Origin of the sequence: Actinoplanes sp. SE50/110 (genome assembly GCF_900119315.1) — a bacterium.
Taxonomy (GTDB): Bacteria; Actinomycetota; Actinomycetes; order Mycobacteriales; family Micromonosporaceae; genus Actinoplanes.
Genome location: NZ_LT827010.1, coordinates 6,120,580 through 6,143,716 on the forward strand (window position 1 = coordinate 6,120,580; position 23,137 = coordinate 6,143,716).

At 72.0% G+C, this 23,137-nt stretch carries 23 protein-coding genes; 9 read left to right on the forward strand and 14 right to left on the reverse strand.

Features of this window, described 5'->3' with window-relative positions; genetic code table 11:
• Window positions 1-45 precede the first annotated feature (45 nt).
• Together ACSP50_RS27380 and ACSP50_RS27385 are read right to left on the reverse strand one after the other, a co-directional pair.
• On the reverse strand, window positions 46-813 hold the full coding sequence (locus ACSP50_RS27380; RefSeq protein WP_014692553.1) for an alpha/beta fold hydrolase: 768 nt from the start codon (window positions 811-813) through the stop codon (window positions 46-48).
• A gap of 7 nt (window positions 814-820) precedes the next feature.
• A complete protein-coding gene (locus tag ACSP50_RS27385) occupies window positions 821-1,639 on the reverse strand; it encodes an SDR family oxidoreductase (protein WP_043515531.1) in 819 nt (272 codons plus the stop codon).
• 63 nt (window positions 1,640-1,702) lie between these two features.
• On the opposite strand from ACSP50_RS27385, the gene ACSP50_RS27390 reads away from it, so the two are divergent.
• Genes ACSP50_RS27390 through ACSP50_RS27400 form a run of 3 tightly spaced genes read left to right on the forward strand, consistent with a single transcriptional unit; the run spans window position 1,703 to window position 5,468 of the window.
• Window positions 1,703-2,287 (forward strand): TetR family transcriptional regulator, encoded by a 585-nt coding sequence (locus ACSP50_RS27390; protein WP_043512286.1) that lies wholly within the window; start codon window positions 1,703-1,705, stop codon window positions 2,285-2,287.
• Window positions 2,288-2,332: 45 nt separating this feature from the next.
• On the forward strand, window positions 2,333-3,184 hold the full coding sequence (locus ACSP50_RS27395) for a hypothetical protein (RefSeq protein WP_043512288.1): 852 nt from the start codon (window positions 2,333-2,335) through the stop codon (window positions 3,182-3,184).
• Between the two features lie 10 nt (window positions 3,185-3,194).
• A complete protein-coding gene (locus tag ACSP50_RS27400; protein WP_014692557.1) occupies window positions 3,195-5,468 on the forward strand; it encodes a cation-translocating P-type ATPase in 2,274 nt (757 codons plus the stop codon).
• 35 nt (window positions 5,469-5,503) lie between these two features.
• Here ACSP50_RS27400 and tuf read toward each other — a convergent pair whose 3' ends face one another.
• Complete coding sequence (gene tuf, locus ACSP50_RS27405) at window positions 5,504-6,694, reverse strand: elongation factor Tu (protein ID WP_014692558.1); 1,191 nt, start codon at window positions 6,692-6,694, stop codon at window positions 5,504-5,506.
• A gap of 384 nt (window positions 6,695-7,078) precedes the next feature.
• Between tuf and ACSP50_RS27410 the strand changes: the two genes are divergently transcribed.
• Entirely contained in the window at window positions 7,079-8,269 is a 1,191-nt protein-coding gene (locus ACSP50_RS27410) for an EAL domain-containing protein (RefSeq protein ID WP_014692559.1), read from the forward strand.
• A gap of 7 nt (window positions 8,270-8,276) precedes the next feature.
• On the opposite strand, the gene ACSP50_RS27415 is transcribed toward ACSP50_RS27410, so the two are convergent.
• The 3 genes from ACSP50_RS27415 to ACSP50_RS27425 all read right to left on the reverse strand — a co-directional run bounded on the left by ACSP50_RS27415 (window position 8,277) and on the right by ACSP50_RS27425 (window position 9,835).
• Window positions 8,277-8,795 (reverse strand): hypothetical protein, encoded by a 519-nt coding sequence (locus ACSP50_RS27415; RefSeq protein WP_014692560.1) that lies wholly within the window; start codon window positions 8,793-8,795, stop codon window positions 8,277-8,279.
• Window positions 8,792-9,370 carry an RNA polymerase sigma factor gene (locus ACSP50_RS27420; RefSeq protein ID WP_014692561.1) on the reverse strand — a complete coding sequence of 193 codons (579 nt, stop codon included), beginning with the start codon at window positions 9,368-9,370 and terminating at the stop codon, window positions 8,792-8,794. Before ACSP50_RS27420 ends, ACSP50_RS27415 begins: the two co-directional genes overlap by 4 nt.
• A gap of 99 nt (window positions 9,371-9,469) precedes the next feature.
• The gene (locus ACSP50_RS27425; protein ID WP_052311729.1) at window positions 9,470-9,835 is read right to left on the reverse strand and encodes a hypothetical protein; all 366 of its coding nucleotides are present in this window, start codon (window positions 9,833-9,835) and stop codon (window positions 9,470-9,472) included.
• 197 nt (window positions 9,836-10,032) lie between these two features.
• On the opposite strand from ACSP50_RS27425, the gene ACSP50_RS27430 reads away from it, so the two are divergent.
• Window positions 10,033-10,662 (forward strand): HAD family acid phosphatase, encoded by a 630-nt coding sequence (locus ACSP50_RS27430; RefSeq protein WP_014692563.1) that lies wholly within the window; start codon window positions 10,033-10,035, stop codon window positions 10,660-10,662.
• A gap of 41 nt (window positions 10,663-10,703) precedes the next feature.
• Here the strand turns inward: ACSP50_RS27430 and ACSP50_RS42330 are convergent, their stop codons facing one another.
• Both ACSP50_RS42330 and ACSP50_RS27440 read right to left on the reverse strand, forming a co-directional pair.
• Window positions 10,704-12,098 (reverse strand): Fic family protein, encoded by a 1,395-nt coding sequence (locus tag ACSP50_RS42330; RefSeq protein ID WP_014692564.1) that lies wholly within the window; start codon window positions 12,096-12,098, stop codon window positions 10,704-10,706.
• 20 nt (window positions 12,099-12,118) lie between these two features.
• Window positions 12,119-12,886, reverse strand: coding sequence for a hypothetical protein (locus ACSP50_RS27440; RefSeq protein ID WP_014692565.1), 768 nt, complete (start codon window positions 12,884-12,886; stop codon window positions 12,119-12,121).
• Window positions 12,887-12,974: 88 nt separating this feature from the next.
• Between ACSP50_RS27440 and ACSP50_RS27445 the strand changes: the two genes are divergently transcribed.
• The gene (locus tag ACSP50_RS27445; protein WP_014692566.1) at window positions 12,975-13,538 is read left to right on the forward strand and encodes an exonuclease; all 564 of its coding nucleotides are present in this window, start codon (window positions 12,975-12,977) and stop codon (window positions 13,536-13,538) included.
• Here the strand turns inward: ACSP50_RS27445 and ACSP50_RS27450 are convergent.
• The 5 genes from ACSP50_RS27450 to ACSP50_RS27470 all read right to left on the reverse strand — a co-directional run bounded on the left by ACSP50_RS27450 (window position 13,497) and on the right by ACSP50_RS27470 (window position 19,030).
• Window positions 13,497-15,041 carry an ABC transporter ATP-binding protein gene (locus tag ACSP50_RS27450; protein ID WP_014692567.1) on the reverse strand — a complete coding sequence of 515 codons (1,545 nt, stop codon included), beginning with the start codon at window positions 15,039-15,041 and terminating at the stop codon, window positions 13,497-13,499. The genes ACSP50_RS27445 and ACSP50_RS27450 overlap by 42 nt on opposite strands.
• On the reverse strand, window positions 15,038-16,027 hold the full coding sequence (locus tag ACSP50_RS27455; RefSeq protein WP_014692568.1) for an ABC transporter permease: 990 nt from the start codon (window positions 16,025-16,027) through the stop codon (window positions 15,038-15,040). The genes ACSP50_RS27450 and ACSP50_RS27455 overlap by 4 nt, the downstream gene beginning before the upstream one ends.
• A complete protein-coding gene (locus tag ACSP50_RS27460; protein ID WP_014692569.1) occupies window positions 16,024-16,908 on the reverse strand; it encodes an ABC transporter permease in 885 nt (294 codons plus the stop codon). The genes ACSP50_RS27455 and ACSP50_RS27460 overlap by 4 nt, the downstream gene beginning before the upstream one ends.
• The gene (locus ACSP50_RS27465) at window positions 16,905-18,602 is read right to left on the reverse strand and encodes an ABC transporter substrate-binding protein (protein WP_014692570.1); all 1,698 of its coding nucleotides are present in this window, start codon (window positions 18,600-18,602) and stop codon (window positions 16,905-16,907) included. Before ACSP50_RS27465 ends, ACSP50_RS27460 begins: the two co-directional genes overlap by 4 nt.
• A gap of 83 nt (window positions 18,603-18,685) precedes the next feature.
• Window positions 18,686-19,030: a nuclear transport factor 2 family protein gene (locus tag ACSP50_RS27470; RefSeq protein WP_014692571.1), complete on the reverse strand. Its 345-nt coding sequence runs from the start codon at window positions 19,028-19,030 to the stop codon at window positions 18,686-18,688.
• A 212-nt stretch (window positions 19,031-19,242) separates the two neighbouring features.
• Between ACSP50_RS27470 and ACSP50_RS27475 the strand changes: the two genes are divergently transcribed.
• Both ACSP50_RS27475 and ACSP50_RS27480 read left to right on the forward strand, forming a co-directional pair.
• Window positions 19,243-19,875 (forward strand): DUF4360 domain-containing protein, encoded by a 633-nt coding sequence (locus tag ACSP50_RS27475; RefSeq protein WP_014692572.1) that lies wholly within the window; start codon window positions 19,243-19,245, stop codon window positions 19,873-19,875.
• A 191-nt stretch (window positions 19,876-20,066) separates the two neighbouring features.
• Window positions 20,067-21,128 carry a glycoside hydrolase family 26 protein gene (locus tag ACSP50_RS27480; RefSeq protein WP_014692573.1) on the forward strand — a complete coding sequence of 354 codons (1,062 nt, stop codon included), beginning with the start codon at window positions 20,067-20,069 and terminating at the stop codon, window positions 21,126-21,128.
• A 271-nt stretch (window positions 21,129-21,399) separates the two neighbouring features.
• Here ACSP50_RS27480 and ACSP50_RS27485 read toward each other — a convergent pair whose 3' ends face one another.
• Window positions 21,400-22,032, reverse strand: coding sequence for a hypothetical protein (locus ACSP50_RS27485; protein ID WP_014692574.1), 633 nt, complete (start codon window positions 22,030-22,032; stop codon window positions 21,400-21,402).
• Window positions 22,033-22,269: 237 nt separating this feature from the next.
• Between ACSP50_RS27485 and ACSP50_RS27490 the strand changes: the two genes are divergently transcribed.
• A complete protein-coding gene (locus tag ACSP50_RS27490) occupies window positions 22,270-22,827 on the forward strand; it encodes a copper resistance CopC family protein (protein WP_014692575.1) in 558 nt (185 codons plus the stop codon).
• Window positions 22,828-23,137 lie beyond the last annotated feature (310 nt).

A 23,137-nucleotide genomic window follows, 5' to 3' on the forward strand; every position in this document is an offset into this window, starting at 1 on the left:
AGCTCCGCTTCAGTCGATCGATGCCCGGGCACTCCCCCCGGTCGCCTATGCGTTCAGGAACTCCAGCAGCGCCGGGGTGAAGGCCGGGTCGCGCAGCGCGGACAGGTGGTCGCCGGGGACGGTGCGCAGCACCGCTCCCGGGATCGCCGCGGTGAGCACCTCGGGGCGGACCGCGAGCGGATCCGACCCACCGGCCAGGACCAGGGTCGGCGCGGTGATGGTGGCCAGCGGGATCGGGGCGGCGTGCACCGCGGCGGCGTGGGCGGCCAGGGCGAGGCGGTCGCCGCCGACCGCCTCGACGAAGGCGCGGAAGCCCGCGGCGGCCGGGTCGCCGATGGTCGACGGGTCGTCGGTGCGCAGCGCCCGGATCAGCGACTCGCCGCCGACCACCCGGGTGTCCAGGCCGCCCAGCTCGACGACGGCCGCTCCGACGCCGCCGATCACGAGGCGGCGCACCCGGGTGTCCCGGGTGGCGGTCAGCAGGGCGACGATGGCGCCCATCGAATAGCCGGCCAGGTCCACCTCGGTGGCGCCGAGCAGGTCCAGCAGGGCTCGGACGTCCTCGGCCATGCGGGATTCGCCGTACCGACCCGGATCGTGCGGTTTGCCGGAGCGGCCGTGGCCGCGCGCGTCGATCGTGACCACCCGCCGCCCGGCGCCGGTCAGGGCGGCGACGATGCCGGGCAGCTCCCAGTTGGTCCGCCCGTCGGCGATGAAGCCGTGGTGCAGCAGCACCGGCGGGCGCTCGCCGTCGCCGCCCTCCCGCACCTCGTAGTAGATCTCCACACCGTCATCGGACCGGAACGTCGCCATCCGAAGATCATGCACTACGAGTGCTGATTCTCGCATCCGCGGATCGCTCCAACAAGGTGCCCACGACGGTGGCTAGCAACCGGCGACTCACCAGGCGCGTCGCCCCGGTCAGCACCCGGTTCAGCGCGCCGGTGACCACGCTCGGCCGCGAGGTGCGCCGGTCCAGCGCCCGCAGTGCGCTGTCGACCACCTGGTCGGCCCGCATCCGCCGGGTACCGCCGTCGGCGCCCTGCCCGGCGACCTCGAAGAACTCGGTCTCGGTCGCGCCCGGCGAGACGGCCAGCACCCGCAGCCGGGTGTGCCGCGACTCGAACCAGAGCGCCTCGGTGAAGCTGAGCACGAACGCCTTGGTGGCGCCGTAGACGGCCATGCGCGGATTCGGCTGGTACGCCGCGATGCTCGCCACGTTGATCAGGAAGCCGTCGCCGGCGCGCAGCCGGTCGATGAACGCCCGGGTGATGCCGACCAGGCTGGTCACGTTGAGGGTGATCTCGTCGGTGACCCGGGCCGGGTCCTCCTCGTGGAAGGCCTGGTTGGTGCCGAAGCCGGCGTTGTTGATCAGGCTGGTGACGGTGACCCCGGCGGCCTCGACGGCGGCGCTGAGCCGCTCGCCGGCACCCGGGACGGCCAGGTCCATGGCGATCGGGGTGACGGTGATCCCGGGCGCGGACAGCTCGGCGACCAGCGCGGCCAGGCGGTCGGCGCGGCGGGCGACCAGCACCAGGCCGGCGCCGCGGGCGGCGAGCCGGCGGGCGAACTCGGCGCCCAGGCCGGCGCTGGCTCCGGTGATCAGGACGGTCTGCTTGCGGTAGTCGACGACGCTCATGCCGTGCATCGTATGCCTGACTGACACTCAGTGCCAACCTGTCATCGCATGTTAGACTGGGGCATGCCTGAGCCGACCCTGTGGAACCGCACCCGCCAGGCGGTCTACGACGAGATCGCGCGCACGGCGATGGACCTGTTCCTGAGCCGCGGCTTCGAGGCCACCACGATCGACGACATCGCGGCGGCGGCCGGCATCTCGCGGCGCTCCTTCTTCCGATATTTCGGCACCAAGGAAGACATCCTGCTCGGCGATCTGGCCGCGCAGGGCGAGTTGGCCGCGCGGGCGCTGGCCGAGCGACCCGAGGACGAGGAGCCGTGGACGGCGCTGCGGAACACGTTCCACGCCATCAAGGAGGAGACGTACGACGCGGCGACCATGCTGAAGATCTCCCGGATGATGTATGAGACGCCGTCACTGCGCGCCCGGCACATCGAGAAACACCTGCGGTGGCAGGAGTCGCTGGTCCCGGAGCTGCGGCGGCGGCTCGGGGCCGATCCCGACGATCCCCTGGACGTCCGCGCCGAGGCCCTCGTGGCCTGCGTGATCACCTGCCTCGACGTGGCCGGCGAGGCGTGGACGCGAGCGAACGGGGCGGTGCCCCTGGAGGTGCTGTTCGACTCGGCGGCGACCGCCCTGCGCCCCTGAGCCAATCCGCTTGGTACCCCCCGGGGGTATGTGTATGGTGGAGGCATGAGGAGTTCGGTGCGGTTCACCGCGTACGTGCTGGGATTGATCCTGATCTTCGGCGCCGCCGCCGGCGCCGGCAAGCTCCTCGGGACCGCCCCGCGGCCCGCGCCGGCGCACACCGCCGGGGCACATTCCGGACATGAGACCACGCTTCCGGCCGGCCTGCAGGTTACCCAGCAGGGGTATACGCTGAGCCCGCTGACCAGCTCTTTCGCGGCCGGCGAGGCGCAGCCGTTCGCCTTCCGGATCCTCGGCCCGGACGGACGGGCGGTCACCCGGTTCGCCGGCGATCTGCACCTCATCGTGGTCCGGCGCGACCTCGCCGACTATCAACATCTGCATCCGGTACGCGCCGCCGACGGCACCTGGTCGACCACGCTGACCGTGCCGGAGCCGGGGCAGTATCGGGTGTTCACCGACTTCACCCCCCTGGCGGTCGCGCGGAACCTCGTGCTCGGTACCGACATCCCGGCCGCCGGCGACTACCGGCCCCGGCCACTGCCGGCGTCCGGCTGGGCGGTCGAGACCGACGGCTACACGGTGACCCGGGCCGGTGACCCGCAGGCCGGCGCTCCCGCCTGGGTCACCATGTCGGTGAGCAGAGACGGTCAGCCGGTCACGCTGGAGCCGTATCTCGGGACGTTCGGGCACGTGGTCGCGCTGCGTCAGGGTGATCTGGCCTATCTGCACATGCATCCCCAGGACGGCAGCACCGCCGGCTCGGACGTCACCGTCGACGCGACGGTCCCGTCCGGCGGGGTCTACCGGCTCTTCCTGGAATTCCGGCACGGCGGCACGGTGCACCTGGCCGAGTTCACCGCCGACGCCACCACCGGCGGACACCGGCACGACTGAGGAGGGCGCGATGCTCATCGAGTTGGAAATCGGCGGGATGACCTGCGCGTCCTGCGCCTCCCGGATCGAGAAGAAGCTGAACCGGGTGGACGGGGTGTCCGCCACCGTCAACTACGCCACCGAGAAGGCGGTGGCCACGGTGTCGGGCGCGGTGTCCGCCGACGATCTGGTCGCCGTGGTGGAGAAGGCCGGCTACACCGCGCGCCTGCCGATGGTCACCGCGCCGGAGACACCGGACGTGTCCGATCCGCTCCGGGACCGGCTCCTGCTCTCCGTCGTGCTCAGCGTCCCGGTCGTCGTCCTGGCCATGGTCCCCGCCTGGCAGTTCGACCACTGGCAGTGGCTGTCGCTGACCCTGGCCGCGCCGGTCGTCACCTACGGTGGCTGGCCCTTCCACCGGGTCGCCGCGATCAATCTGCGCCACGGCGCCGCCACCATGGACACGCTGGTGTCGTTCGGCACGCTGGCCGCGTTCGGCTGGTCGCTGTGGGCGCTGTTCGTCGGCACCGCCGGCGAGACCGGGATGCGGCACCCGTTCGCGTTCGCCATCGCCCGCGGTGACGGCGCCGGCAACATCTATCTGGAGGCGGCCGCCGGCGTCACCACGTTCCTGCTGGCCGGCCGCTATTTCGAGGCCCGCGCCAAACGCCGGGCCGGCGCCGCCCTGCGGGCCCTGCTGGAACTCGGCGCCAAGGACGTGTCGGTGCTCCGCGACGCCCACGAGGTCCGCATCCCGATCGCCCAGCTCGCCCCCGGCGACCGCTTCGTCGCCCGTCCCGGCGAGAAGATCGCCACCGACGGCGTCGTCGAGGACGGCTCCTCCGCGGTCGACGCATCGATGATCACCGGCGAGGGTGTCCCGGTCGAGATCGGACCCGGCGGCACGGTCGTCGGCGGCACCGTCAACGCCGGCGGCCGCCTGATCATCCGCGCCACCCGGGTCGGCGCCGACACCCAGCTCGCCCGGATGGCCCGCCTGGTCGAGCAGGCCCAGGCCGGCAAGGCGAACGTCCAGCGCCTCGCCGACCGCATCTCCGGCGTGTTCGTCCCGGTGGTCATCGCTCTGGCGGTCGCCACCCTGGGCTGGTGGTTCGGCGCCGGCGCCGGCTGGACCGCCGCCTTCACCGCCGCGGTCGCCGTCCTGATCATCGCCTGCCCGTGCGCGCTGGGCCTGGCCACGCCCACCGCCCTGCTGGTCGGCACCGGTCGCGGCGCCCAGCTCGGCATCCTGATCAAGGGGCCCGAGGCACTGGAGTCGACCCGCCGGGTCGACACCATCGTCCTGGACAAGACCGGCACGGTGACCACCGGTCAGATGTCGCTCGCCGCGACCCGTCCGGCGCCGGGTCAGGACCCGGACGAGCTGCTGCGCCTCGCGGCCGCCGTCGAATCCGCCGCCGAACACCCGATCGCCAGGGCGATCGCCGCCGCCTGCCCCTCGGCCGCCGCTTCTTCGTCGGCCGTCTCCCCCTCGGCCGCCGCTTCTCCGTCGGCCGCTTCCCCTGCGGCCGCCGGTTCTCTCGCGGTCCGCGATTTCACCAGCTTCGCTGGATTCGGCGTACGCGGTGAAGTGGCCGGCCATCAGGTCACCGTCGGTCGCCTCGCGCTGCTGGAGCGCGACGGCCTCACCATCCCCGCCGAGGTCGTGACCGCCGCCGCCGAGGAGGAGGCCGCCGGCCGCACCGCGGTCGTCGCCGGCTGGGACGGGGCCGCCCGCGGCGTGCTGGCCGTCGCCGACACGGTCAAACCCACCAGCCGGGAGGCGATCACCGGCCTGCGCCGCCTCGGCCTCACCCCGATCCTGCTCACCGGCGACAACCAGCGGGTCGCCCGGGCCGTCGCCACCGCGGTCGGCATCGACGAGGTGATCGCCGAAGTCCTCCCCGCCGACAAGGTCGCCGTCATCGAGAGCCTGCAGAAATCCGGCAGGGTGGTAGCCATGGCCGGCGACGGCGTCAACGACGCCGCCGCCCTGGCCCGCTCGGACCTCGGCCTGGCCATGGGCACCGGCACCGACGTGGCGATCGAAGCCTCCGACCTGACCCTGGTCCGCGGCGACCTCACGGTGGCGGTCGACGCCATCCGCCTCTCCCGCCGCACCGTGCGCACCATTCGCGGCAACCTGTTCTGGGCCTTCGCCTACAACCTGGCCGCCCTCCCCCTGGCGGCGGCCGGCCTCCTGAACCCGATGATCGCCGGCGCCGCCATGGCCCTCTCCTCCGTCTTCGTCGTCGCCAACAGCCTGCGTCTGCGCACCTTCAGAGCCGCCCGCCGGCACCTGTGAGGTGGCCCGGCCCGACCGGGCCACCTCCGGATGGATCAGTCGAGGACCGCGGTGACCGTGCCGGCCGCGACCGTGCGGTTGCCCTCGCGGACCGCGAAGCCCAGGCCGGGCTCCAGGGCGACCGGCTTGCCCAGCGTCACGGTGACCGCGTCCAGGGTGTCGCCGGGCCTGACCAGGTCGCGGCCTCCCAGGTCGAGACCACCCGACACGTCCGTGGTGTGGAAGTAGAACTGCGGGCGATAGTCGGCGGCGAACGGCGTGTGCCGCCCGCCCTCGGCGGCGGTCACCACGTACATCCGGGCCTGGAAGACCCGGTGCGGCTGGACCGTGCCGGGCGCGGCCACCACCCGGCCCCGCTGGACCTGGTCGCGTTTCACCCCGCGCAGCAGCACGGCGGCGTTGTCACCGGCCTGAGCCGACTCCAGCACCTTGCCGAAGGTCTCCAGCCCGGTGGCGACGCTGGAAAGCGTCGGGCCGAGGCCGACGACCTCGACCGGCTCACCGACACGCAGCTCGCCGCGCTCCACCTTGCCGGTGACGACCGTGCCGCGACCGGAGATGGACAGCACGTTCTCGATCGGCATCAGGAACGGCTCGCCGGTCTCGCGCGCCGGGACCGGCACGTACGCGTCGACCGCGTCGAGCAGTTCGGAGATCGACGCCACCCAGCGCGGGTCGCCCTCGAGGGCCTTGAGCGCGCTGACCCGGACCACCGGCACCTCGTCCCCGGGGAAGCCGTAGGCGGACAGCAGCTCGCGGACCTCCAGCTCGACCAGGTCGAGCAGCTCCGGGTCGTCGGCCATGTCACTCTTGTTCAGCGCGACCACCAGGTGCGGCACCCCGACCCGCTGGGCGAGCAGCACGTGCTCGCGGGTCTGCGGCATCGACCCGTCCTGCGCCGAGACGACCAGGATCGCCCCGTCCACCTGCGCCGCACCGGTGATCATGTTCTTCACGTAGTCGGCGTGGCCCGGCATGTCGACGTGCGCGTAGTGCCGGGTGGGGGTCTCATACTCGACGTGCGCGATGGTGATGGTGATGCCGCGGGCCGCCTCCTCCGGCGCCCGGTCGATCCCCTCGAACGCGACGTACCGGTTGGCCACCGGGTCGCGGTCGGCGAGAACCTTGGTGATCGCGGCGGTCAGGGTCGTCTTGCCGTGGTCGACGTGCCCCATCGTGCCGATGTTCACGTGCGGCTTGTTGCGTACGAAATGGCTCTTCGCCATGGTTGTCTCAGTCCTCACTGGATGCAAGGCATTGCGGTGACACGCGACCCGTCGCCAGGCGGGGCACGTCAGAACCCGGGCAGGGAACAGCCACCCTTCCCCGGGGTTCTGCTGCCGGTGGGGAAGGGTCAGACTCGCGTATCAGCGCCGGGAAACACGCACACGGGAGCCACCGCGAGGGGCAGCTGCAGACCGGGCGTGACCATGGACAGCACGGTAGCGCCCACCGGCCGGCTCCCTCCACCGGTTTTCCGGGCGACTCGATGCCGTGGCGGCGTAGCCCCCCTTCATCGGCGAGCACCGAGGTCGATGGATTCGCTCAGCCGCCGGCGTCCGGTGTCGAACAGGTTGTCGGACCCAAGCGCAGCCCCGGGAGGGACAACGATGCCGGAACGCTCCGAAACCGCCCACCAGGTCGCGGACCTCCTGCGGACCGCGCGGGAAGCGCTCGGGATGAGTGTGGCGTTCCTGAGCCGCATGGAGGGGCCGGTGCAGCACCTCGAGGTCGTCGAGTCGGACCTGCCGCTGCACGACGGCATGACCCAGGTCCGGGCCACCTCGCTCTGCCAGGCGATCGAGGACGGCACGCTGCCTCCGGTGATCCCGGACCTCGCCGCGATCCCGGCGGCCGCCGGGACGCCCGCACTCAAGGTGGGCATCCGCAGCTACATCTCGGTCCCGGTGGAACTCAGCGACGGCACCGTGTACGGCACGTTCTGCGGCGCCGGCCTGACTCCCGACCCGCTGCTGGACGACCGCGACCGGGTGCTCATGCGGGTACTGGCCCACGCCGCGGCGATGATCATCGAACCGGACGTCCGGAAACGGCAGCGCAACGCCGCGATAGAGCGCCGGCTGCGCCCGGTGCTGGCCCGCGGCGGCCCGGTGGTGCTCCTGCAGCCGATCGTCGACCTGGCCACCGGGCGCCGGAGCGGAGCCGAGGCGCTCAGCCGGTTCCCCCGGGAGTGGCAGCAGCCGCCGGACGAGGTCTTCGCCGACGCCGCCCTGATCGGCGAGCGGGAGAACCTCGAACTCGCGGCGCTGCGGCGGGCCGCGGATCACCTACCCGACGTTGCCGGATATGTCGCGATGAACATCTCGCCGGCCACGCTCTTCACCGACGACGGCGTGGCCTTCCTGAGCCGGTTGCCGCTCGACCGGATCGTCCTGGAGCTCTCCGAGCACGACCCGGTCGACGACTACGCACGGCTGCGGGCGGTGCTGGCCCCGCTGCGCGCCCGCGGCATGCGCCTGGCCATCGACGACGTCGGCGCCGGCTTCTCGTCGCTGCGGCACATCGTCGCCACCGCTCCCGACGTCATCAAGCTGGACCGCAGCATCGTCAGCGGCGTCGCCGGCGACCACGTGCTCTCGGTGGTCGTCCGCGCCCTGGCCGACCTGGCCGGCGCGGTCGGCGCGACGGTCGTGGCCGAGGGGATCGAGACCGCGGCCGACGCCGCCGCCCTGGCCGGGCTGGGCGCGGACCTCGGCCAGGGCTGGCTGTTCGACAAGGCCGTCCCGGCCGAGGACCTCCGCGACGCGTACGACCTCGCCCCGGCCGCCTGCCCCTCCTGAGAAGGGCTCAGCGGTTCGCGGCCGGGATCGGTTCGGCGCCGATCGAGGCGCAGGCGGAGGTGGCGTCGGCGAACCGGCCGGCCGGGTAGACGACGGAGCCACCGGCATCCTTGCCGGGGTGGCGGCAGGCCACGAAGCGGGCCGGCTTCGGCGTGCCGTCGCCCCACATCTGATGCCAGCTGTCCGCGCACGCCTTGGCCGGGTCACCGGGGTCGAAGGCGCCCTTCGGCGGGGACAGATCAGCCTGCGCGGACAGGGTCCGGGCACACATGCCACCGCTGGTGTCACCCGGGGAGAACGGCACCCCGGTGGCCACCGCGACACCGCCACCGGCACCCACCGCCAGCAGCAGGGCGGCGCCGATGGTCAACGCCCGGCGGCGGTGGCGCCGGGATGTCCGGGGCACGGGCTCGGCCCGGGTGTGCGTCAGGACGGTGTCGAAGAGCTCGCGGCCTTCGGCGGAGTCCGCCCAGCCCTCGACGGGTGCGGGCCGGGTCCGCCGCACCTCGCGCAGTTCGTCGTTCATACGTTCGCCTCCCGTGCCGGACGTGCGGCTGAGGTGGTGCCGCGGGCGGTCGCCGATCCGCTGAGGACACCGCGCAGTCGCCGGCGGGCCCGATGGAGTCGCAGGGCGTACGCCGCCCTGGTGCAGTCGAGGGCCCGGGCGGCCTGAGCACCGGTCAGGTCGTACCAGCCGGCCAGCAGCAGCACCTCACGGTCGGCTTCCGGCAGGACGGCCAACGCGGCCAGCACGTCGTGGCGGTGCAGGGCATCCTCGATGCCGGACTCGTCCGGGCCCGACAACCGGGACTCATGGCGCATCCGCTCGACCACCGCGGCCGTGCGCCCCTGCGACCGGACGTGGTTGGCCAGGACGCGGCGGGCGACGCCGTACAGCCAACCGCGCGGATCCTCGGGTATCTCGCCGAGCTTGCGCCAGGCGATGGTGAACGTCTCGGTGAGGACGTCCTGCGCCGTTTCGTGGTCGGTGCGGTGCCGCAGAAAGGTGAGGACCGCGTCGGCGTGAAGCCGGAACAATTCCTCGAGCCGCCGTTCGGCCGACTGCCGATCGTGCCCCGGCCGGTCCTGGAGTACGGGCATCCGTCGCCTCGCCTTCTCTCGCTGTCGCGTCAAGCTCGTCACGGTGGCCGGGCCACCCCCGGGCCGACCTGCGCCGGGGGTGGCACGTGCGCGGTCCGGTCAGGCCTTGACGCCCGGGATCGCTGTGCTGCCGATCGAGGCACAGGCGGCAGCGGCGTCGGCGAACCGGTCGGCCGGGTAGATCACCGAGCCACCGGCGTTCGCACCGGGGTGGTAGCAGGCCACGAAGCGGGCCGGCACCGGCGTCCCGTCGCCCCACATCTGATGCCAGCCCTGCGCGCAGGCCCTGGACGGATGCTTCGGGTCGAAGCCACCCGTGGGCTCGGACAGATCCGCCTGCGCGGACAGGGTCCGGGCACACATGCCACCGCTGGTGTCGCTCTTCGCAAACGGCACACCGCTGGCCATCGCGACGCCGCCGCCCACACCGACCGCCACGGCGATTCCGGCTACGACGGCGAACATGCGCCGCCGGTGGCGCGAGTGGGGGTGCTTCGGACGCGCTGAGTTCGGCTCGGGGTTCATGGATCTCTCTTTCGCTCGGCCTACACCCAGCAGATGTTCGGCCGAGCCGAAGTTGTTACCGGCGTTCGCCGGCATCTTTCGACCGACCGAAAGTCATCTATGGTGTTCAATGCAGCGAACGCTCTAGGTTGATCCCCATGAGACGAAACCCCGGCCCCGGACTGGCGTCGCTACTCGCCTGCGCGTCCCTCGCTCTCGCCCTGCCCGCCGCCGCCCAGGCCGCCCCGGCCACCCCGGCCGCGGCCTCCGGCACGCCGGCGTCCGCCGCCGCCGCGCAGGCCCTGCCGCCGTACGGCACCTGGATCTCCGACGTCACCGCCGTGACCGGCACCGCCCAGGAGTACCTCGACACCCGCCTGCCCGACCCGGCGATCCGGGCCGCGATCGTGCTCGACATCGACAACACCGCGCTGGAGACCACCTACCACCCGGGCCTGATCTCGCCGGCGACCGCACCGGTCCTCGCCCTCGCCCGGCAGGCCGAAGCCGCGGGCGCCGCCGTCTTCTTCGTCACCGCCCGCCCCCAGCTCCTGGCCTGGCAGACCCGGCAGAACCTGCGGACCGCCGGATACCCGGTCACCGACATCTACCTGCGCCCATGGTTCGACTTCGACCCGGATGCGACGCTCAAGACGAACGCCCGGATCGCGATCGAGAACCGCGGCTACCGCATCGTGGCCAACGTCGGCAACAACGTCAGCGACCTGCAGGGCGGCCATGCCGACCGCACCTTCAAGCTGCCCGACTACAACGGCCAGCTCTCCTGAGGCGAAGCGGCACGCCGGCTCACCACGGCCCGGTCGACCGGTCACCTCTGAAGCCGACCGGTCTGTCTGATGAGCAGGGCGATGACGGCCGCCAGCCCCTCGGCGTTGCCGGGAACGGAGGCCGGCCAGCGGGTCATCAGCAGCGGTGCCGCGCGGGACAGCACCACGCCCTCGCGGGCGAGGACGAAGTACACCGCGAGCGCCGCCGAGCGGGCGTTGCCGTCGGCGAACGGGTGGAAGTGCACGATGTCGAGGTAGACCCGGGCGGCCCGGGCCGGTAGGGGCACGGCCGGGTCGGTGGCCTCCGCGAGGCAGGCCGCGAAGGAGTCCGGCAGGTCGTCGCGGTACGGGTAGTGTTCGGCTCCGGCTCTCGCCCAGGCGGACACCGCGCGGAACCGGGCGGCGGCGACGCCGAGCACCTCGCGCTGCCAGGTCTCCAGGCGCGCGAAGGTCAGGGGGCCGCCCCCCGCCGCGTCGGCACGTACCAGCTCCAGGGCGGCGAGGAGGTGGGCGGCGCCGGATCCCCGTTTGGCGAAGTGCTCGGCGATGCCGTCGCGGGCGGCGCGCGCCGGCCCGGTGACCCGGTCGGCGCGTTCCCAGCGGGCCTGCTGCCGGACCCGCCGCCAGACGGCGAGTGCGTCGACGACCACCGGCGCCGGGACCCGCGGCACGTGGCTGGCGGCGGGCAGGTGCCGGCCGCGCCAGTTCGGCCAGTCCTGCGGCCACGTCTCGGGCCACAGGTCGTCCGGGGCCGGTGTGGTGCCGGTGACCGCCGCCGCCACTGATTCCGCGACGTCGGCCACCTCCGCGCCCAGCGGGAAGACGAAGCTGAAGTACCGGCCGCCGATCGCGACGTCGATGAGCGCGTCGTGCTCGGCGGCCGGCACCCCGGCGACGGCGAGGAACCACCTGAGGGTCTGTGCGCAGACCGGATACCAGTGTTCGTCGGCGCCGGACCGGGCGGCCACCATCGCGACCAGCGAGGTGATGGCGGCTTCCCAGGCGGCGGCGGCCGCTCGGGGCTCGGCCGGCAGGGGCAGGTGGCGCGGGAGGAACTCGGCCACCTCTTCGAGGAAGGTCCGCCAGTCCAGCAGCGAGCCGGCGACGGCGGCCAGCGTCTCCTCCGGCGTCGTGATCGAGTCCCGGGCGCCGCTCCAGCGCAGCACCAGCGCACCGTCGGCGGCGCGGCCGGCGATCTCGGCGTTCCAGCCGAGGGCCCACGGACCGTAGTGGTCGACGAGCGCGGCGCCCATCGCCCGCTGCCAGTCCCAGCGCGCCCGGTCGGCGGCAGCGTCGAACACGCCGCGCTCATGTCGATAGGGGGCGGGCACGCCGCCCGCCGGGGCCACCGCGCGCACCACGTCGAGCACGGTGTCCGGGTCGAAGGGGTGCCGGTCGGGGTCGACGTCGGCCCAGGTGAGCTCGGTGAACCTCATCGACGCTGCCAGGTGCGGGATCAGCCGCCCATGGCCTTGAGGGCCGTGTCGGGCATTTCGACCGTCTCGGCCGGGGCCGGGGCGGCGACGCTGACCGGAGTGCCGATCCCGGAATACTCCGCGACGATCTTGCCGGCGCCGGGGGTGACCGCATCCATGTCGAGGCTCATCCGGCTGAGGTAGCCGCCGCCGTCGACCTCGGCGGTGAACGGCACCTTCGTGTTCCTGCCCTCCAGGGCCTTGAGCATGTCGGTGGTCAGCGTCGTCGTCTTGCTGATGTCGATCGTGCCGGTGTAGGCGTGCGGGCCGGTCTTCGCCACGTCCGTGCTGGCGGCCAGCATCTTCGCCGAGTTGCGGGGGTCGTTCTTCGCCATGCTCAGCGAGCTGCTCGCGGGCATCCTGCCGGCGTCGATGTGCATCCATTTGCCGCCGGCGAAGGTCTTGGCGGCGGCACCGCCGAACCTCATCCACATGTCGGTGCCGATCTGGCGGACGCTGACGTCGCCGAGGCCGGGCATCGTCATCCTCATGTCGACGACCTTCTCGGCGGTGTCGAAGGAGCCGTTGCCGGACAGGCCGCCGGCCATCGTCATGTGGACCTTGCCACTGGTGGCGGTGAGTTTGGTCGCCGCCGCGGCGAGCTCCTTGGCGGCGCCGGTGGGTGCGGCCACGGCGGCGGGGGCGGACTCCTGCTGCGCGGCCGGCGCCTCGGCCTTGTCGTTGCAGGCGGTGAGCCCGGTGAGGGCCACCAGGGCCACGCCGGTCACGGCCAGTCGTCCCACTCGCATCATCGCGCTCCCGTCTGTAGGTCGCCCACCCTAGCCCCCGCCATCAATCCGGTGGCCCGGGGGCGAGACGGGGCTCTAGGTTGGCGGCATGGCACGCGCGGAGGTTTACGTCAGCACGGACGTGGAGACGGACGGGCCGATTCCGGGCCCGCATTCGATGCTGAGTTTCGGCTCGGCGGCGTATCTGCGGGACGGCTCGCTGGTCGGCACGTTCAGTGCGAACCTGGCGACGCTGCCGGGGGCGGCCGGGCATCCGGCGACGATGAAGTGGTGGGCGTCCCAGCCGGCCGCCTGGGCGGCGTGCCGCCAGGATCCGGAGGATCCGGCTGTCGCCCTGGAGCGTTACCGCGGCTGGCTGGAGGCGCTGCCGGGCCGGCCGGTCTTCGTCGGGTATCCGGCCGGCTTCGACTTCATGTTCGTCTACTGGTATCTGATCCGGTTCACCGGGACGAGCCCGTTCTCGCATTCCGCGCTGGACATCAAGTCGTATGCGATGGCGGTGCTCGGCTCGGATTTCCGGGCGACGGTGAAACGGGCGATGCCGCGCCGCTGGTTCGGCGACTTCCCGCACAGCCACGTGGCGCTGGACGACGCCATCGAGCAGGGTGCCCTATTCTGCGCGATGCTCGCCGACCGCCACTCCCGCGTGTAGGCGGTGCGCGGCCGCCAGCAGCTCTTCGGTGTAGGGATGCTCCGGCTGCTCATACACCCGCGTGGTCGGCCCGATCTCGACCACCCTCCCGTCCTTGAGGACCGCGATCCGGTCGGCGATGCGGCGCAGCACGGCCAGGTCGTGCGAGACGAACACCAGGGCCAGCCCGAGTTCGGCGCGCAGTTCCTCGAGCAGGGTGAGCACCTGCGCCTGGGTGGTCACGTCGAGCGACGACACCGGTTCGTCGCAGACGATCAGCCGGGGTGCCGGGGCGACCGCCCGGGCGATCCCGACCCGCTGCCGCATGCCCCCGGAAAGCTGGTGCGGGTAGCGGTCGTATTCGGATGCCGACAGCCCGACGCGTTCGAGCAGCTCGCACACTCTCCGGCGCGGGTCGCGGTCGCCCCGCAGCCGCAGCGGGTCGGCGATGCTCTCCCCCACGGTCCGTCGGGGGTTGAGCGACGACAGCGGGTCCTGGAACACCATCTGCACCGAGCGTCCGCGCCGCCGCGCGATGTCGACCCCGTCGAAGGTGACGGTTCCGCTGGTCGGCGGCACCAGGCCGACCATCATCCGGGCCAGGGTGGTCTTGCCGGTGCCGGATTCGCCGACGACGCCGAGCGTCTCGCCGGCATGCACCGTCACGGTGACGCCGTCGACGGCACGGATGGCGGGCCGTCGCGGTTTCTTGAAGTGCTTGTGGACGTCCCGCAACTCCAGCAGTGGCGCACCGGGTACGTAGACGCGCCCCCCGGGTCGCGGCGCCGCGTCGAGCAGCGCCCGGGTGTACGCGTGCCGTGGCGTGCGCAGCACGGTTTCCGTGGCCCCGGTCTCCACCGCCGTCCCGTGCCGCATCACCACCACCTGCTCGGTGGAGCCGGCCACCACCCCGAGGTCGTGGCTGATCAGCAGCAGGGCCGCCCCGGTGGTGGCCCGCACCTCGTCGAGCAGGTCGAGGATCTGCGCCTGCACGGTCACGTCGAGGGCGGTCGTCGGCTCGTCCGCGACGATCAGTTCCGGACGGCAGGCGATCGCCATCGCGATCAGCGCGCGCTGCCGCATCCCGCCGGAGAATTCGTGCGGGTACGCACCGGCCCGCCGCGCCGGGTCGGGGATGTGCACCTGCCCGAGCACTTCCACGGCCCGGGCTCTGGCTTCGCGCCGGGACGCCCCGGTGTGCAGCCGGTACACCTCGGCGATCTGCGACCCCACCGTCTGGAACGGGTTGAGCGCGGTCAGCGGCTCCTGGAACACCATCGCGATCCGCGCGCCGCGGAACGGGCGGGGATCGGCGACCACCAGATCCGTACCGCCGAAATCGATGCGGCCGGAGACGGCGCCGCCGGTGAGGCCGAGCAGCGCGAGGGCCGCGGTGCTCTTGCCGGATCCGGATTCGCCGACGATTCCCAGGGAACCCCCGGCCGGGATGGCGAAACTGAGGCCGTCCACGGCCTTCCGGTCGCCGAAGGACACCTTCAGATCGGTCACGGTCAGCAGTGTCATCGCAGTTGCACCCGGGGATCGACGGCGGCGTAGAGCAGGTCGGCGGCCGTGTTGGCGACCACGATGATGACACCGGTGAGCAGCGTGACCCCGACGACCACCGGCAGGTCGATCTGGTTGACCGCGCCGACCAGCAGCTGGCCGACGCCGGGCAGCCCGAACATGGTCTCGGTGAGTACCGCGCTCGTCATGATCGCGGCGACGTCGACCGCGGTGAGGGTGACCAGCGGCAGCAGTGCCCCGCGCAGGGCCCGGCGCCAGAGGATCCGGCGTTCCGGGATGCCGTAGGCGCGGGCGGTCCGGATGTGGTCCTCGGCCAGGCTCTCCTGCAGGCCGGAGCGGGTCAGCCGGGCGTACGCCGCGGTCTGGATCACCGCGAGCGACACCCACGGGAGCAGCAGGTTCTGCGCCCAGAGCAGCGGGTCGGTGGTGATCGGGACGTATCCGGGGAACGGCAGCCACTGCAGGTGCACGCAGAAGAGCAGGAGCAGCAGCAGACCGACCAGGAAGACCGGGATCGAGTAGCCGGCCAGGATCAGCCCGTTGACGATCCGGTCCAGCCAGCGGAACCGCCGGGCGCCGGAGAGCAGGCCGGCGCCGATCCCGATGATCAGCGACAGGATCTCGGCGCCGATCGCCAGCGAGAACGAGACCGGCAGGCGGTCCAGCAGCAGGCCGGTGACCGGCTGCGAGGTCTCGAAGGAGTAGCCGAGACAGGGTGCCGGGCAGTGCCGCACGCTCGGGCCGAGCGAGTAGTCCCGGCCCACCAGGATGCCCTGCAGGAAATGCCGGTACTGGGTGAGGACCGGGTCGGCCAGCCCCATCGCGGCGCGCACGTCGGCGAGCCGTTCCGGGGTGCAGCCCTTGCCGCAGGCCAGCGTCGCCGGGTCGGACGGGGCCAGGTAGAACAGCGTGTAGACCAGCGCGGAGAGCGCCAGCAGCACGAGCACACCGCCGACGATCCGGCGCGCGAGGTGGCCGATCATCGCAGGACCTCCCGCTGCCGGGGGTCGAAGACCCGTCGCAGGCCGTTGGCGACCAGCACGAAGGAGAGCAGGGTGAGGAACAAGAGCAACCCCGGGAGTAGGACGTACGCCGGATCGGCGCGGAACCAGGTGGTCGCACTGGACAGCATCTGGCCCCAGGACGGGGTCGGCGGGCGGACCCCGACCCCCAGGAAGGACAGCCCGGCCTCGGCCACCATGTTGGTGGGCAGCAGCAGGGCGGCGTAGGTGAGCACCGGCGCGGTCAGCCCGGGCAGGATCTCCCGCCGGGCCACCCGCCACCACGGCGCCCCGGCCACCTGGGCGGCCGCCACGAAGTCGCGGGTGCGCAGGGTGAGCGTCTCGCCGCGGCTGATCCGGGCGGTGCCGCCCCAGCCGAGCACCGCGATCACGGTGGCCAGCAGCACCGGCCGGGGCCAGTCCTGCGGCACGATGGCCAGCAGCGAGATCGCCATGACCAGCGCCGGGACGGACAGCACCAGGTCGATCACCCGGCTCAGCACACCGTCGGCCCACCGGCCGCCGAGCCCGGCGGCGATGCCGACGCCGACGCCGAGCAGCACTTCGAGGATGGTGGCGCCGACCGCGACACCGACCGACACCTGGGCGCCGTAGACCAGGCGGGCGAACAGGTCACGGCCGGTGCCCGGTTCGACGCCGAGCCAGTGCTCACCGCTGACCCCGCCGAACGAGCCGAGCGGCACGCCGCCGCGCGCCGAGTCGAGCAGCGCGTCGTGGTAGGTCGTGTAGTCCTGCCCGGCGAGCGCGGCCAGCAGCGGTGCGGTGAGCGCGACCAGCACCATGCCGGCCGCGATCACCGCACCCGCGACGAAGCCGCGGTCGCGCAGCAGCGCACGGATCACTTGACCGAGATCCGGGCGATGTCCAGCTGCCCGCGCCACCCGTCGGCGTACGCGTTCTTGACGTTCTTCCCGACCAGGTAGACGTCCTTCTCGTGGGTCAGCGGCAGGACCAGGGCCTGCTTGCCGAGCTTGGCGTCCAGGGCGCCCCAGCGCTGGGCCGCGGCGGCCGGGTCGGTGAGCGCGTTGATCGCGTCGATCTCGGCGTTCACCGCGGGGTCGTTGTACTGGGCCAGGTTGAAGTTGCCGCCCGCGGTGATGATCTGCCGGCCGTCGAAGATCGGGATCAGGAACGGGCCGCCGGACGGCCAGTCGGCACCCCAGGTCTGCAGCGACAGGCCGGGCTGGGTGGCCGGCTTGCCGGTCACGTCGCGGTAGGTGGCGGTGTCGATCGCGGTCAGCTTGACGGTGATGCCGGCCTGCTTGAACGCTTCCTGGACGGCGGAGGCGACCTTGGGGCCGACGCCCTCGCTGTCGTCGTTCTCGTGGGCCAGCTCGATGGTCAGGTTGCTCAGGCCGGCCTCGGCGAGCACCTGCCTGGCCTTGTCCGGGTTGCCGGTGTCGCCGGCCGGGAACCAGTCGTACGGCTGGTAGCCGAGCGCCTTCTGCGGGGGCAGGAAGGTGGTGGACGGACCGACCACCGCGGAACCGCCCAGCGCGTTGACCACCGAGGTGCGATTGACCGCGTACGACAGCGCCTCGCGCACCTTGGGGTTGTCGAACGGCGCCTTCTTGGTGTTGAAGGCGAGATACGTGGTCGACGGGAACTCCCCGCGGGTGACCCGCTTGTCCAGCCCCGACCCGGTGCCCAGCTGCGCCAGCTGCTCCGGACCGACCACCGCGTCGGTGGTGACCGCGTTCGCGTCGGCGCCGGCCCCGGTGGAGATCCGCTGGTTGATCACCGCGGAGTCCAGCCCGGAGGTCACCTCGATCCGGTCCGGGCAGGCGTAGCGCAGCGCGTCGACCTGGCTGGACCAGTGCGGGTTGCGGACCAGGACCAGGGACTTCTTCGGCTCGTACGACTCGACCTGGTACGGCCCGGAGGAGACCGGGTGCTTCTCGTACTCGGCACCGGTGTCCTTGGCCTTGGGCACCGGGGCGAACTGGGTGGCGGTGGCCAGGAACGGGAAGTCGCCCTCGGGCTTGCTCAGCCGGAAGACGATCGTCTTGTCGTCCGGGGTCTCGATCGCCTTGATCCCGTCGGGCTGCTTGTACGGCCCCTGGTAGTCGGCCGCGCCCTGCAGCCAGTCACGCAGGTAGGGCGCGCCGCCGGGCAGCTCGGGGGCGAACGACCGCTCGATGCCGTACTTCACGTCGGCCGCGGTGATCGGCGTGCCGTCCTCGAACTGGACGCCGTCGCGCAGGTGGTACGTCCAGGTCTTGGCGCCGTCGGACGGGGTGCCCAGGTCGGTGGCCAGATCGGGGGCGGGCTTGGTGCCGGCCTCGCCGGGCTGCCGGTTGCGGGTGGTCAGCGTGCGGAACAGCAGGGAGGGCAGGTTGCCGCCGCCGGAGGTGTAGAGCCGGGCCGGGTCCAGGTGGTTGATCCCACCCTGGTTGAGCACGGTGAGCGTGCCGCCCTGACAGGTCTTCGGATCGAAGGCCGCGGTGGAGGTGGTGGGGTCACCACCACCTCCGCCGTTGCAGCCGGCGAGCAGCACGGCGACGGACAGGGCCGACACGGGAACCATCTTGCGCATGCGCGGGAACCTATCTTACCGATAGACTATGTGCACTATCCGCGCAACGATCGACGCAGGTCGTTCACATTCCGACACCCCCGTCACACCTGATCGGGAGCGGTCACCGGCTGGGCGACGTCCCAGTGCTCGACGATCAGGTCGCCCTCGAAGCGCCAGACGTCCGCCACCGCCTCGCCGAGCCCGCCGCCGGCCGGGACCAGCCGGTAGTGGGCGACCACGAAGATGTCGTCGGCGATCACCCGCTTGAGGTCGAGGGTCGACGACCCGATCGGGCCGTTGATCGTGGCGTCAATGAAACCGTCCTTGTCACGCGGGGTGTCCGGGTCGTGGTTGACGAAGTCGTCGCGGATCACCTGACGCAGCACGTCGACGTCGCCGGCCGCGAAACGGCCGAACGCGTCCAGGAAGATGTCCTTGATTGTCATGCCCCGACGATGGCACCGAGACGGACATCACGTCGATTACCACCCCGGTAACCCCCTGTCCCGGAAACGGACATTTTCTGCCCGGACGGCCGGGCTCCCCCTGCGCCAATCGGACAAATGGAGCGGGTCGCCACGCTAAATTCCGGACTCCGGGCGGGCCGAAAAGTACGTTCCATTTTCAGGCGTATCTGCCCGATTTCAGGAGGACATCGATGTTGCACACGATCACCGCGGGCGTCCTGCTCGCCACATCCCTGGCCGGGGCCCCGGCCACCGCGTGGCACGGCGCGCCGCCACCGACCGACAAGATGATCATCGGGGTGGTGGCGGCGAACGGGTCGGGCTGCTCCGGCAAGAGCGCGAACGTGCAGGTCTCCCCGGACAACACCGCGTTCACCGTCACCTACAGCGACTTCACCGCGCAGACCGGGCCGGACGCGAAACCCACCGACTACCGGAAGAACTGCCAGCTGGCGCTCGACGTGCACGTGCCGTCCGGCTACACCTACGCGGTGGCCGGGGCCGACTACCGCGGATTCGGCCACCTCGAGGAGGGGGCGACCGGGTCGGAGACGGCGTTCTACTACTTCCAGGGCGAGTCGCACTCCACCCGGATCCCGCACAACTTCAAGGGCTGGATGGACAACGACTGGCAGCAGACCGACAAGGTCGAGGTCGGGTCGTTCTCCTTCCTGCCGTGCGGCGAGCAGCGGTACCTGAACGTCAACGTCGAGCTGCGGGTCAACCCCGGCTGGTCGTCGCGCAAGGCGACCAGCTTCCTGAGCATGGACTCCTCCGACGGCAACCTGGACACCGTCTACCACGTCGCCTGGCAGAAGTGCTGACGGCGATTTCTCAAGACCACCCGGAGGCGGCCGACTACTGACCCTTGAGCGATTCTCCGGGCCGCGGCGGCGGCCCGGAGAACAGCAACCGGCGGGCACCTTCACGGGCACCGTCGTGACAACCGCGTTCCCGGAATCTTCTTCCCATGCCCGGCGGGCAACACCGCTGGACAACTCGGGGGAGATTCACTGTGAAGCGCTCGACGCTGCGCAAGACCGTACTGACGCTCGCCGCTCTCGCTGCCGGCCTCGGCATCGCGACGGCCGCGCCGGCCTCGGCCCAGGCCGCGCCGACCACCGCCAAGACCACCACCAAGGAGTGCGTCACCGGCGCCAAGCTGGTCCCGACCTGCGGCGTGCTGTGGGGCGCCGCGGCCGGCGGCTTCACCGGCAAGCCGCGCGAGGTGGAGCACCGCGCCTGGGAGCGGGCGAGCGGCCGCACCGCGACGATCTTCCACACGTACCACAAGGGTGACGAGAAGTTCCCGACCGACGCGGAGATCGCGATGGCCCGGGACAAGGCGCACCCGCGGGTCCTGCTGATGAACTGGCGCGTCGAGTACGGCACCACCTGGGCCGGGGTCGCCGCCGGCAAGGAGGACAAGCGGATCGACGCGTTCGCCCAGCGGATCAAGACCAAGTTCCCGGAGAAGTTCTACCTGGTCCTCAACCACGAGCCGGAGGACGACGTGATCCCGACCGCCGGTTCCGGGATGACCGCCAAGGACTTCGCCGCCTCGTTCCGGCACGTGATCCAGCGGCTGCGCGCCGACGGCGTGAGCAACGCGGTCAGCGTCGTCGCGTACATGGGCAACGAGAAGTGGATGGCCCAGTCCTGGTGGAAGGACCTCTACCCGGGCAACGACGTGGTCGACTGGATCGGCCTGGACTCGTACGTCAGCGCGGAGAAGAACTACTACCACGCCGGCGTGTTCGCCGACCTGCTGGACCGTAAGGCCAAGGGCGGCGTCGGCTTCTACGACTGGGCGGTGCGCAACCACCCGGGCAAGCCGATGATGGTCGCCGAGTGGGGCGCCTACCACCGGGTCGGCAAGGTCGTGAACAAGTCCGCGGTGTTCAACAGCGTGCTGCCGGAGCTGGCCAAGCGGCCGGCGATCAAGGCGATCGTCTACTTCGACACCAAGAAGGACCTGTACGGCGACCGTGACATCAGCATCGACAGCTCGCCGGCGTCGCTCGCCTCGTTCCGCAAGCTGGCCGCCAGCCCGCTGTTCAACGTCACGGTTCGCTGACCTTCTCTGACGCTCCTCTCTGGCGCCTGCTCTCGGGCGCTTCCTCGGTGACGTCTTCCGCTGACGCCTTCTCGCTGACGCCGTTTCTCTGACGTCTTCCCGCTGACGCCGTTTCTCTGACGCCTTTCTCTGACGCCGCAGGCCGTCCGGATCCTTCCGGGCGGTCTGCGGCGTTTCGTGGTTTCGCCAGGCGGCCGGGCTCCGGTCCCGGCGTGGCCGGGTCCGCCGCCGAACCCTGCCGGGGTGCGGCCGCGGCCGCGCCAACCGGCGGTCAGCGGGACGCGCTCGGCGTCGGGGTCGCGGACTGCGGCGCGCCCGACGGCGGGTTGACCGGCACGGTCTGATTGTCGGGCGTACGCCCATTGCCGCGCTGCCCCGGGCCGAAGTCACCGCCGCGGTTGCCCTCGAAGCCGCCCCGGTTGCCGTAGGGGCCGTTGCCGCGCCCGTCGCCGCCCCGCCCGGAACCGCCCCGGCCGTCGCCGCCCCGGCCGTTGAACTGGCCGTGGCCGCCGCCGTCCCGGTGGTGACCGAAGGCGAAACCGGCGACCGCGGTGACGCCGACGCCGAGCAGGCAGCCCAGGAGCAGGGCGGCAACGGTGGTCAGCAGCGGGACGCGACGGCCACGCCACGGGGTGCGCGGCGACTGCTGCGGGCCGGCCGGGACGTAGGCGTAGCCCGGCGGGGGCGGCGGGAGCTGGGCACCCGCGGGCACGTAGGCCCAGCCGGGCGGCGGGGGCGGGGGCGGGGTCGCGGGCTGCCCACCGGCGACCGTGGAGACGTAGGGCGGCTGAGCGGCCGGGGTGGCGGCCACCGGCTCCGCCACCGGCTCGGCGACGGGTTCGGCGACCGGTTCGGCGTGCGCCGGGGTCACCGGGATCGGGGTGGTGGGCTTCTCGTCGGACATGGGGGGAACTCTCCGTAGCTTGGCAGTGGAGGCTGAGGGGCCTGGTACGAGAGTCGCCCACGTGTCTAAGACCGGCCAGGCGGTGCGGGTAAGAAACGACTAAGAGGTGCCATCACGTACCGGCAATCGAAGTTGATCTTGACCGTGACGGTGATTCACGAGAGGGGGACGGGCGGGAACCGGGAGGCTGGATGCGGCGACTAACCGACAACCTGCAGAGAGAGAATCGCTGACATCATGACGAAACGCCTGATGGTTGTTCTGGCCGCGATCGTGGCGGTGCTGGTGCCGGCGGCGCCGGCGTTGGCGCACAATCCGCTGGTGGGGGCGGTGCCGGCGAAAAACGCGACGGTCACGGCGGCGCCCGCCGAGGTGAAGCTGACCTTCCTGGAGAAACTCGACCCGGCGACCACCAAACTGACCGTTACCGGACCGGACGGGGCCGCGGTGGCCGAGCCGGTGGTGACCGGGAAGTCGGTTACGGTGAGTTTCGGGACGCCACTGGGCAACGGGAAGTACACCGTGGCGTACCAGCTGACCGCGGACGACGGTGACGTGATCAAGAGTTCGTACACGTTCACGGTGGCCGTGGCCCAGGCCAGCCCCTCCGCGGCCGCCTCCGACGCGCCGATCGCGGCGGTCAGCGTGGTCCCGGCGGTGACCGTGGCGGCTCCGGCGGCACCCTCGCAGGACAAGGGGAACGGCCCGTGGCTGGGCCTGGCCGCCGGAATCGGGGTGCTGGTGCTCCTCGGCGCCGGCATCTTCGTGTTCCTGCGGCGGCGCCGCACCACCTAGGCCCGCGCGTCCGGCGAACCTCCAGCGGCACACGGCCGGGCCTGCAGGGTTCGGCCGTGTGCCGGTCGAAGCTGTTCGCGGTGGCGTTGCCGAACACGGGCGGGTCTCCGAGTACGCGGGTCTCCGAGTACTACGTGGTCGAAACGCAGCTGCTCAACCTGCTCTCCGAGCGCCCTGCTCCCCGCCGAACGCAGGCGGGCCACGGCGTACAGCGCGGCCCGCTCCAGCCGGCGCCGGGCGATCAGCGCACTCGCCATGGAGGGCCGGCTGGGCGCCCACCGGGCCGCGGCACCTTCGTCACCGTCCCCCA